8 protein-coding genes and 1 other RNA gene are annotated in these 12,055 nt (G+C 43.7%); all 9 read left to right on the forward strand.

The genetic code is table 11. The features are described from left to right. Positions 1–11 precede the first annotated feature (11 nt). The 9 genes from LI288_RS04555 (at position 12) to LI288_RS04595 (ending at position 12,042) form a co-directional block, all read left to right on the forward strand. Positions 12–1,670: a hypothetical protein gene (locus LI288_RS04555; protein ID WP_227089585.1), complete on the forward strand. Its 1,659-nt coding sequence runs from the start codon at positions 12–14 to the stop codon at positions 1,668–1,670. Positions 1,671–1,741: 71 nt separating this feature from the next. Next, on the forward strand, positions 1,742–2,761 hold the full coding sequence (pheS, locus tag LI288_RS04560; RefSeq protein ID WP_227089792.1) for a phenylalanine--tRNA ligase subunit alpha: 1,020 nt from the start codon (positions 1,742–1,744) through the stop codon (positions 2,759–2,761). A 58-nt stretch (positions 2,762–2,819) separates the two neighbouring features. Continuing rightward, on the forward strand, positions 2,820–5,243 hold the full coding sequence (gene pheT / locus LI288_RS04565) for a phenylalanine--tRNA ligase subunit beta (protein ID WP_227089586.1): 2,424 nt from the start codon (positions 2,820–2,822) through the stop codon (positions 5,241–5,243). A gap of 88 nt (positions 5,244–5,331) precedes the next feature. Continuing rightward, positions 5,332–6,363 (forward strand): tRNA preQ1(34) S-adenosylmethionine ribosyltransferase-isomerase QueA, encoded by a 1,032-nt coding sequence (queA, locus tag LI288_RS04570; RefSeq protein ID WP_227089793.1) that lies wholly within the window; start codon positions 5,332–5,334, stop codon positions 6,361–6,363. Positions 6,364–6,406: 43 nt separating this feature from the next. Next, complete coding sequence (locus LI288_RS04575; protein WP_022432740.1) at positions 6,407–6,754, forward strand: PilZ domain-containing protein; 348 nt, start codon at positions 6,407–6,409, stop codon at positions 6,752–6,754. Between the two features lie 7 nt (positions 6,755–6,761). After that, positions 6,762–7,109: RNase P RNA component class A (gene rnpB, locus LI288_RS04580), an RNA gene on the forward strand. Positions 7,110–7,497: 388 nt separating this feature from the next. Beyond that, on the forward strand, positions 7,498–8,796 hold the full coding sequence (gene eno, locus LI288_RS04585; RefSeq protein ID WP_227089587.1) for a phosphopyruvate hydratase: 1,299 nt from the start codon (positions 7,498–7,500) through the stop codon (positions 8,794–8,796). Between the two features lie 105 nt (positions 8,797–8,901). Further along, on the forward strand, positions 8,902–11,082 hold the full coding sequence (locus tag LI288_RS04590) for a glycoside hydrolase family 3 C-terminal domain-containing protein (RefSeq protein ID WP_227089588.1): 2,181 nt from the start codon (positions 8,902–8,904) through the stop codon (positions 11,080–11,082). Between the two features lie 96 nt (positions 11,083–11,178). Beyond that, on the forward strand, positions 11,179–12,042 hold the full coding sequence (locus LI288_RS04595; RefSeq protein WP_227089589.1) for a methyl-accepting chemotaxis protein: 864 nt from the start codon (positions 11,179–11,181) through the stop codon (positions 12,040–12,042). The last annotated feature ends 13 nt before the right edge of the window (positions 12,043–12,055 follow it).

Consider the following 12,055-nt stretch of genomic DNA (forward strand, 5'->3'; position numbering starts at 1 on the left):
AATGAGGAAATATGGGATTATTAAATTATATCAAGGGAACAATTAAAGAAAATTACGATTTGGAAGATATCGAGGACATTGAAGACATTGATGATTTTGTCTATGACGATGAGCAGAATACAGGGGAAGAACAAAATGCGGATAATTCGCGGACAGAAGATTTAACGGGACTTGTCAGCGAATTTGAAAAAAATTATCAGAAGCATGAAAAAAAAGCAAAAGCACCGCAGAAAAAGAATAAAAAGGTCAGTTCCGAAGAAAAAATCCAGGAACAGCGCAGAAAAGCAAAAGAAGAAGAAAAAAAGTATGATGAGTTGTTAAACAGTGTGCAGGCAAAGTCCCTGATTCATGTAGTAGATAAGATGAATCAGGCAGGGACACAGGAAAATTATTCGGGGAAGCTTGCAAAAGAAGAAAAAGAAGAAACGGAATATTTAAAACAGCTTGAAAAAAAAGAAGAAAAAAAGCGGATTCAGGAAGTTTTAAATTATTCGGAAGAAGATAAAGAATTCGATGCCAGTGCCGTACATATCCCGGATGTATCCAGAACACCTCGCCGTCTGGACAATATTAATACGGATTACTACGATAAGGAAGAAACAAAAGCCTATATCCGCAGCCAGTGTGAAATCATGGAAGAAGCCACCGGACACATTGAACTGGCGATGGAAGAATACAATGTCGTTACGGAACATTTTTCGGATATCCAGCTGATTGATACGGCACCGGACAATATCCGCAGAAGGATTACGGAAACGGCAGACCGTGTAGATAATCTGACGGTAGACCGGCGGATTTTTAAATCCGGCGAGCATAAGCTTTCCACCCATACGTATCACCGCATGGAACAGTTTGAAGATGAACTGCCGCGTGGTATGAAGTATCTGGAAAAACAGGAATCGTATTATGAAACCGTCAAACGGGATATGAGGATTCTTGAAGGGGAACGCATGAGTCTGCGCATGGAGGCTGCGGCACTCACAACGCGCCAGCTGCGTATCAGAAGCCTTGCCCTTGCCGCGATTGTCGGGCTGGCATTCGTATTTATGGTATTTTTCATTGCGCTTTCCGTAACGGAAGATACACAAAATACCATGCTTTATATTGTCGTTGCCTTTCTGGGAGCGGTGCTTGCCCTTGGCATGTTTGCCCTGCTAAAATATACGGAACGGCAGGTTCTGGTGACGGAAATCAAACTCAATAAAGCTACGACATTACTGAATAAAACAAAGATTAAGTATATCAACGCAGCCAATACGCTTGATTATGAATATCATAAATATCATGTCAGAAGTTCGTATGAACTGTCAAAGAAATATGAAGTTTATATGGACATGAAAAATGAGCAGCGCAAGATTGTACAGATGACGACCAAATTAAGTGAAGCAGAAGAAGATTTACTGGATTTACTTAAAAAACTCGGACTCTATGATGCCAAATTGTGGCTGTCACAGGTACGTGCCCTTGTATACAGCAAGGATATGGTGGAAGTGCGGCACGATTTGAATACACAGCGCCAGAAACTGCGCAAACAGATAGAATATAACGAAAACAGGATTGAGGAAGCAAAGAAGAATATTAAAGAGGCAGCGGTCCGTAATCCCGACTGTATGGACGAAGCAATCCATATTATTGAGCAGTTTGAGAGTAAAAACGTAAGAAATCAGTAAAAACTGCTTGCCAATTTGTAGTCATATGATAAAATAAAAGTTAGGTTTTGCAATTGGAGGAAAAGAAAATGATGAAAGAAAGACTGCATGAAATCAGAGAAAAGGCATTAGCCCAGATTAATTCCACTGATTCACTTGAAAAATTAAATGAGGTAAGAGTTTCTTTCCTGGGTAAAAAGGGAGAACTTACAGAAGTCTTAAAGGGCATGAAAGACGTTGCACCTCAGGACAGACCGGCAGTTGGACAAATCGTAAATGAAACCAGACAGGCAATTGAGGAAGTACTGGAAAACGCGAAAAAGGAACTTTCCGCAAAAATGCGTGAAGTCCAGTTAAAGAGCGAAGTGATTGACGTAACACTTCCGGCAAAGAAAAACAATGTCGGACACAGACATCCAAACACTGTTGCACTCGATGAAGTAAAGAGAATATTTGTCGGCATGGGTTATGAAGTCGTAGAAGGACCGGAAGTAGAATATGATTATTACAATTTTGAAGCGTTAAATATCCCTGCAAATCATCCGGCAAAAGATGAACAGGATACATTTTATATTAATGATAAAGTTGTACTAAGAACCCAGACTTCACCGGTTCAGGTCCGTGAAATGGAAAAAGGCAAGCTGCCGATCCGTATGATTGCGCCGGGCAGGGTATTCCGTGCAGATGAAGTCGATGCAACCCATTCTCCATGCTTCCATCAGATTGAAGGCATGGTTATTGATGAGGGTATTACATTTGCAGATTTAAAAGGAACACTGGCTGAATTCGCAAGAGAGTTATTCGGACCGGAAACAAAAGTAAAATTCCGTCCTCATCATTTTCCATTTACAGAGCCAAGTGCAGAAATGGACGTGACATGTTTTAAGTGCGGCGGTAAGGGCTGCCGTATGTGTAAGGGCGAAGGCTGGATTGAAATTCTTGGCTGTGGTATGATTCACCCGCATGTATTTGAAATGAGCGGTATTGACCAGAACAAATATACAGGATTTGCATTCGGAATCGGTTTGGAAAGAATTGCGTTGCTGAAGTATGAAATTGATGACATGAGACTTCTCTATGAAAATGACGTAAGATTCTTAAAACAGTTCTAAAAAGAACGACGGCTGTAAGACAGCAAAGAAATTGGATACGAGGAAAGGATATTGAATCATGAATACATCATTAAATTGGATTAAGGCAATGGTTCCGGGACTGGAAGTAACAGACCAGGAATTCAGGGACGCAATGACACTTTCGGGAACAAAGGTGGAAAATTTTACCGCTTTTGACAAAAATCTTGATAAAATCGTTGTCGGACAGATTGAATCGGTCGAAAAGCACCCGGATGCAGATAAGCTGGTAATCTGCCAGGTGAATGTCGGCAGTGAAACTGTTCAGATTGTAACAGGCGCACCGAATATTCCGGTGGGTTCATCAGGACAGAAAGTACCGGTTGTATTAGATGGCGGACGTGTGGCAGGTGGTCATGACGGCGGCGCACTTCCGGAAGACGGCATTAAGATTAAAAAGGGTAAGTTAAGAGGTGTAGAAAGCTTCGGTATGATGTGTGCCATTGAAGAACTCGGTTCTTCCCGTGAATTTTATCCGGATGCACCGGAAAACGGCATTTACATTTTAGGTGATGATGCACAGGTTGGAGAAGATGCCGTTCACTATCTCGGTTTGGATGATACCGTATTTGAATATGAAATTACAAACAACCGTGTAGACTGCTACAGTATTATCGGTATTGCAAGGGAAGCAGCGGCAACCTTCAGAAAGCCGTTTACACCGCCGGTTGTAACAGAAACAGGCAACGCAGAAGACATTAACGATTATGTAAAGGTTGATGTGGAAGCCACAGACCTCTGCAGCCGTTACACCGCAAGACTTGTAAAGAATATCAAGCTTGCTCCGTCACCGAAGTGGATGCAGCGCAGACTGGCATCAGCAGGTATCCGTCCGATTAACAACATCGTGGATATTACAAACTACGTTATGGAAGAATACGGTCAGCCAATGCACGCTTATGATTATGACACCCTTGCAGGCGGTAAGATTGTTGTAAGACGTGCCAAAGACGGTGAGAAGTTCATGACATTGGATGGACAGGAAAGAACACTTGATTCTGATATGCTGATGATCTGTGACGGTGAAAAGGCTGTCGGTCTTGCAGGTATCATGGGCGGTGAAAATTCCAAGATTACGGATGACGTAAAGACCATGTTATTTGAAGCTGCAACCTTTGATGGCACAAATATCAGAAAGGCAACAAAGCGCCTGGGTCTTCGTACAGATGCTTCCGGTAAGTTTGAAAAGGGCTTAGATCCTGAAAATGCACTGGCGGCAATGAACAGAGCATGCCAGTTAATTGAAGAACTTGGAGCAGGTGAAATTGTCGGCGGCGTGGTTGACGTATATCCGAATAAGAAGGAAAGAGTCAGAGTGCCGTTTGAACCGGAAAGAATCAATGCACTACTGGGTACAAATGTTTCCGTGGAAGAAATGCTTGGATACTTTAAGATGCTTGAATTAGACTATGATGAAGCAAAGCAGGAACTGATTATTCCGACGTTCCGTCAGGATTTATTAAGAACAGCGGATATTGCGGAAGAAGTTGCAAGATTTTTCGGATATGCCAATATTCCTACAACACTGCCACACGGAGCTTCTACAATGGGTAAGATTTCCTTCAAGCAGAGAGTGGAAGATGTAGCCGGAGAAATCGCACAGTTCTGCGGATTCTCACAGGCAATGACTTATTCATTTGAAAGTCCGAAGGTATTTGATAAGTTAAAGCTGGCAGCAGATGCAGAGGAAAGAAAGACAGTTGTCATTTCCAATCCGTTGGGAGAAGATTTCTCCATTATGAGAACACTGCCGTTAAACGGAATGCTGAATTCGCTTGCAATCAACTACAACCGTAGAAATAAAGATGTAAAGCTTTATGAACTGGCAAAGGTTTATGTTCCGGTAGAAGGAGAAGACCTTCCGGATGAGAGAGTACAGTTCACACTGGGCTTCTACGGCGACGGCGATTTCTTTACAATGAAGGGTGTTGTTGAAGAATTCTTAGAAAAAATCGGTATGAGTGCAAGACCGGAATATGATCCGGAAGCCGGAAAGACATTTTTACATCCGGGACGTCAGGCAGAGATTCTTTACAAAGATACTGTAATCGGTTATCTCGGTGAAGTACACCCGGATGTTGCAGACACCTATGGACTGGGCGAGAGAACATATATTGCCGTACTTGATTTACCGGAAATTTTACCGTTTGCTTCATTTGACAGAAAGTACGAAGGCATTGCAAAATTCCCTGCTGTTACAAGAGATATCAGTATGGTAATGCCAAAGACGGTACTTGTCGGTGAAGTAGAAAAGATTATTGAAAAGAGAGGCGGAAAGCTTCTTGAAAAATATAACCTGTTTGATATTTATGAAGGTGCACAGATTAAGGAAGGTTTCAAGTCCGTAGCTTATACCATTTCTTTCCGTGCAAAGGACAGAACATTAGAAGATAAAGATATCCAGCCGATTATGGAAAAGATTCTGGGAGACCTTTCCGGCATGGGCATCGAACTTCGTTCTTAATTATAAATAAAAAACAGCCCGTTCTGCGGCAGAAAAGCTAACTGCCGCGAAGCGGAAAAAGATAGGAATGGAGCAGCATATGGAATCAATGAATTTACATGATTTTTATTATGATCTGCCACAGGAGCTGATTGCACAGGACCCGCTGTCAGACCGTTCCAGTTCAAGACTGATGGTACTGGATAAAAAGACAGGGGAAATACAGCACAAAATTTTTAAAGATGTGATTGATTACTTAAATCCGGGAGATTGTCTGGTCATTAACGATACCAAGGTGATTCCGGCTAGACTGATAGGCGAAAAAGTCGGAACGGGCGCGGCAATCGAAGTGCTTTTGCTTACCCGCAAGCAGGATTTAAAAGACACATGGGAAGTGCTTGTAAAGCCGGGTAAAAAGGCAAAAATCGGTACACAGATCAGCTTTGGCGGTGGAAAATTAATCGGAGAGATTGTGGATATTGTAGAAGAAGGCAATCGTATGATACAATTCACTTATGACGGTATTTTTGAAGAAATACTCGATGAACTGGGTCAGATGCCGCTTCCACCGTATATCACACACCGTCTGGAGGATAAGAACCGTTACCAGACCGTTTATGCAAAGCATGAAGGTTCTGCAGCGGCACCGACAGCGGGTCTTCATTTTACAAAAGAACTGCTGGAAAGGATACAGGAGAAGGGTATTGAAATTGCCCGTGTCACGCTGCATGTCGGACTTGGAACGTTCCGTCCGGTAAAGACAGAAAACATTCTGGAGCATCATATGCATTCAGAATTTTATACGGTGACACAGGAAGCAGCAGACAAGATTAATACGGCGCGCAAAAACGGCGGAAAGATTATTGCAGTCGGTACGACAAGTACACGTACACTGGAATCTGTCGGGACAGAAGATGGTACAGTAAAAGCCGGCAGCGGCTGGACCCAGATATTTATTTATCCGGGATATCAGTTTAAGGTTATTGACAGCCTGATTACCAATTTCCATCTGCCGGAATCCACGCTGGTGATGCTGGTTTCAGCACTGGCAGGCAGGGAACACGTTCTTGCGGCTTATGAAGAAGCCGTAAAGGAAAAGTACAGGTTTTTCAGTTTTGGAGATGCTATGTTAATAAAGTAACTTAAAAGTTTACTTTTTAAGGATCATAACAGGGGGAGTACTTATGGGTAATGAAAGAAGAAGAACCAAAAGAATAGATGTAGAAGCGAATTTGTCAATTCGTCCGATTACAGATAAGGATACTAAGGGAGAATTTATTGCTGTTCATGCAACGAATGTATCAAGCGGCGGAATTGCATTTAAAACAAAAGACGTTCTGCCATTACATTCTTTTTATGACATGTTGCTTGAAATGAGCGGATGTGATAAAATTGAAACCGTTATTGAAGTTGTGCGGATTGCATCACAGGACGAAGACGGCACGGAGTACGGCTGCCGTTTTGTAGGACTTGGCAAAGAAGCCCAGTTCCGTATTGATGTATTCCGTATGGTAAAAGAAAATACAAACTAAAAAAGACTGAGTAGCACAGATGATTGCGGCTGCAATTGCCGAAAGGCAGCAGGTGAGGAAAGTCCGGGCTTCACAGGGCAGGATGCCGGATAACGTCCGGTGGAGGTGACTCCAAGGCTAGTGCAACAGAAATAAACCGCCAGCATATGCTGGTAAGGGTGGAAAGGCAGTGTAAGGGACTACCGCGCGGCTGGTAACAGAAGCGGCAGATGTAAACCCCATCCGAAGCAAGACCGAATAAAAGCGATACGGCGGCCCGTCGTGCTTTAGGTAGGTTGCTTGAGCCTGCTGGTAACAGCAGGACTAGATAGATAATCATCTGATACATAACCCGGCTTATAGTGCTGCTCAGTTGTTTGTAAAAATATTTGTAAAAAGAACAGGTAAAAAATGCAGATAAAAATATCGGCAGGTACAAGTGCCGCAGAAAATGTAGGAATATGTTTTCTGCGGTGCTTTTATTATAAGAGCAAAGCTTTTAAATATTTTGGATAAAATATACAGGATTGTCCATAATACAGGATAAAAGGAAACTGTAAGACTGCTGAACTTACAGCGTAACTGTTGCAGTCCGCAGGACGGACTGTGGCAGACGGAGGCAGAACAAAGAAAAACAGGTGTTAATTTTTTACACGGAAATCTGCTTCCGGGCGAAAGCAGATTTTCTGAATAGCAGATGAGAAACCGTTTATGCGGAATCTTTGCCGCTGCTTCATGATAAAATCGCTCAGAAAGAGGTCAGTATGGATTATTTAGAGATTGAAAAGGTTATTGGACGTGAAATTATGGATTCAAGAGGCAATCCGACAGTAGAAGCGGAAGTTTATCTCGCAGACGGAACGGTTGCAAGAGGAACAGCGCCAAGCGGTGCTTCGACAGGTGAATTTGAAGCACTGGAACTGCGTGACGGCGATAAGAGCAGATATTTGGGAAAAGGCGTACAAAAGGCAGTAGAAAATATTAATACAATAATCAACGAGGCGATAAGCGGACTGGATGCTTCTGACATTTATGCCATTGATAAGGCAATGATTGAGGCAGACGGAACAAAGGACAAGTCCAAGCTGGGGGCAAATGCGATTCTTGCCGTATCTATTGCATGCTGCAGAGCGGCTGCGACAGCATTGGATATTCCACTGTATCGGTTCTTAGGCGGTGTCAGCGGAAACAGACTTCCGGTGCCGATGATGAATATTGTAAACGGCGGCTGTCATGCTTTATCATCAGGACTGGATGTACAGGAATTTATGGTAATGCCGGTCGGTGTGCCGTCTTTTAAAGAAGGACTGCGCTGGTGCTCGGAAGTATTTCATGCGCTGGCCTCTATTTTAAAGGAAAGAGGACTGGCAACTTCTGTCGGTGATGAAGGCGGTTTTGCACCGGCGCTTGCATCCGATGAAGAAGCTATTGAAACGATTCTTGAAGCCGTAAAAAAAGCAGGCTATGAACCGGGAAAAGATTTCATGATTGCCATGGATGCAGCTTCTTCCGAATGGAAGACCAAAGAAAAGGGAAAATACAAGCTTCCGAAAGCAGGAACAGTTTATACCTCAGAGGAATTAATTGAACACTGGAAGAAGCTGGTTGAAAAATTCCCGATTATATCGATCGAAGATGCGTTAGACGAAGAAGACTGGGAAGGCTGGAAGAAACTGACGGCAGAACTTGGTGACAAGGTACAGCTTGTAGGGGATGACTTATTTGTAACGAATACCAAACGTCTGTCAAAGGGTATTTCACTGGGCTGCGGCAATTCAATCCTGATCAAATTAAATCAGATTGGCTCTGTATCTGAAACTCTGGAAGCCATTAAAATGGCACACGAAGCCGGTTACACAGCGATTGCATCCCATCGTTCCGGTGAGACAGAGGATACCACGATTGCCGATCTGGCAGTGGCATTAAATACCTGCCAGATTAAGACCGGTGCGCCGTCACGTTCAGAGCGCGTTGCAAAGTACAACCAGCTTTTACGCATTGAAGAACAGCTTGGCAGTGCGGCAGTTTATCCGGGAATGGGTGCTTTTAAAGTAAAAAGATAAGCTTTTATAAAAGATATTTGCTTATGCAAAAATGCAGCGCAAAATTTACGTTGAGATTCTATGGCAATTCCGTTATGATGAAAGAAAAGTAAAGAAGGTATTATAATGAAAAATCATCAGACGGAATTAACAGAAAATGAAGAATTGTGCGATTTGTACCGTAAGAAGGCGGAAGAACTGGTTTCGCAGATGACAATTGAGGAACTGGCAGACCAGACGTTAAACAGTGCGCCACCGATTGAACGGCTGAATATTAAAGGATATGACTGGTGGAATGAAGGACTGCACGGCGTGGCAAGAGCCGGTACGGCAACGGTTTTTCCGCAGGCAATCGGGCTTGCGGCAGCATTTGATGAAGATTTAATGGAGCAGGTTGCCGATGCCGTGTCTACGGAAGGACGTGCCAAATTTAATATGCAGCAAAAATACGGAGATGTCGGGCGCTACAAGGGATTGACCTTCTGGGCGCCCAATATCAATATTTTCCGGGACCCAAGGTGGGGACGCGGTCATGAAACTTACGGCGAAGACCCGTATCTGACAGCGCGGCTTGGAATCCGCTACATAAAGGGCTTACAGGGACATGATGCACATTACTTAAAATCGGCGGCCTGTGTCAAGCATTTTGCGGTACATTCAGGCCCGGAGGGACTGCGGCACAGCTTTAACGCTGAGGTTACAAAAAAAGATTTGTATGAAACGTATCTTTCAGCATTTCATGCCTGTATTAAAGAGGCAAAGCCCGAAGCAGTCATGGGCGCGTATAACCGCGTAAACGGCGAGCCGTGCTGTGGCAGTAAGACCCTGCTTACAGACATTTTGCGGAATGAGTGGCATTTTAAAGGACATGTTGTGTCGGACTGTTTTGCACTGCGCGATTTTTACCAGCACCACATGGTAACAAAAGATGCCGTGGAATCGGCGGCTCTGGCGATGAATAACGGCTGTGATTTAAACTGCGGACATATGTATCTGCACCTTTCGGAAGCGGTTTCGCGCGGTATGGTTTCGGAGAGCAGACTGCGGGCGGCGGTGACGAATCTGTATACCACCCGGCTGAAGCTGGGCATGGAACAGGATAAGGAGCTGCCGGACAATCCTTACGACAAAATTCCGTATTCTGTTGTAGATTCCGTAGAAATGCGTGAATTCAACGAAAGTGTGTCAGAGAAAACGTTTGTTCTGTTAAAAAATAACGGGATTCTGCCGCTGAATCGGGAAAAACTCCGGACAATCGCAGTGATTGGACCGAATGCAGACAGCAGGAGAGCGCTTGTCGGCAATTATGAAGGGACGGCATCGCGTTACATTACAATTTCCGAGGGCATACAGGATTATGTTGGGGATTCGGTCCGGGTGCTGGTGTCCGAGGGCTGTGATTTGTATAAAGAAAACTGGAAGAAGAACCGCATTGCCGAGGTGCGTGAAATGGCAGAAATGAGCGATGTTGTCATTCTGTGTCTGGGACTGGACGCAGGTATTGAAGGTGAACAAGGCGATGCGGGCAATGATTTTGCAAGCGGCGATAAGCCGGACTTAAAGCTTCCGGGAGAGCAGAACCAGATTCTTGAAGCGGCATTAGACAGTGGAAAACCTGTCGTTGTCCTACTGTTATCGGGCAGTGCGCTGGCGGTCAACACGGCACAGGAGCGTGCCGCGGCGGTCATGCAGTGTTGGTATCCGGGTGCTCAGGGCGGACGTGCGGCGGCAAGGATTTTATTTGGGGAAGTCAGCCCGCAGGGACATCTGCCGGTTACATTTTATAAAAGCACGGAAGAACTGCCGGAATTTACGGATTATTCCATGAAAAACAGAACTTACCGCTATATGAAGCAGGAAGCATTGTATCCGTTTGGCTACGGACTTACTTATACTTCATTTTCGTATGATAATATGGAATGTGGCGCAGGCAGGCAGACGTTTCAGAAAATGAAAGCCGGAGAAAAAATACAGCTTCCGGTTTCGGTGCGTGTGTGCAATACCGGAAACTTTGACTGTGCCGAAACCGTTCAGGTTTATGTAAAGGCTTTGTGTGATGGCAGTCCGAATCCGCAGTTAAAGGGCTTTGGCAAAGTCTTTTTAAAGGCGGGGGAAGAAAAGCAGGTAACGGTCTGGTTATCAGAAGAGGCTTTTGAACTCTACGATGAAAATGGGCAGATCTATTTTACCGATGATGGCTATACCGTTTATATTGGCGGAAGCCAGCCGGATACAAGAAGCCGGACATTGACAGGAACCATTCCGCTCAGGCAGAATTTATGGTCGGAAGTGGTAAATAATACTTGAATTTATAGGAAATAACGTATTTGCAGCATTGCATATGTCTGTTTTTTGCGTTTATTAAGAGTTTTATGTGTTAAATTTGTTCACACGGTGGAATTCGTGCTGCAGGCATTTCGAATTCTGTTTTTGCCGCAGGACTGGCTGGAAACAGTCTACGGTATTTCCGGTGTTAAAAATGTCTGCGGAATGGAGCTTAGGTATGAAAAATTTACAAAAGTTGCAAATGATATTTCAAAGAATCTTACTGCAACGGTAAAAAAAGGAAAAGATGCAGTATATACACTGGCAGACGGCAGTGCCAATGTCAACTCGGCAGCTGCACAGATGGCTCAGATTGTAGAAGAATCTGTGAAGTCAACGGTAACGGTGATGGATAAGGTCAATGCGGCAACAGAAGAAGTCCATAGAAACAATGAACTTGCCGGACAGCTGGAGCAGGGATTTGATAATGTGAAAGACGCTGTTAATAAGGGAAATGTAGCAGTTGAAGAGGCGAAAAGCACTATAATGTCTGTTGAAAATACAGTTGGCGCTGCGCACAAGACGACCGGTGCACTGCTGACCGAAATGAAACATATTACAGATATTCTCGGGGAAATTAATTCCATTGCATCACAGACCAATCTGTTATCACTCAATGCTTCAATTGAAGCAGCAAGAGCAGGCGAACACGGAAAAGGATTTGCCGTGGTTGTAGATGAAATCCGTGCCTTATCAGAAGAAAGTGCAAAATCAGCAGGTAATATCCAGGATATATTAAAATGGCTTACCGATATGACAAAGCAGGTAGATGAAGAAATTACAACCGGTACGAATGCAGCGGCAGAAAGCGTTACAACGATTAACGGTCTGCTCGGATATTTTGAAAATATCAATCATGCAACCAATGATGCGAGTAGTATTGTAAGTGAAGAATATGATATTATTGAAAATATCAAAGAAAGTTTTGAAATAAATAAATAAAAAGAATATAATT

It is taken from the genome of Lachnospira pectinoschiza, assembly GCF_020564355.1.
GTDB lineage: Bacteria > Bacillota > Clostridia > Lachnospirales > Lachnospiraceae > Lachnospira > Lachnospira intestinalis.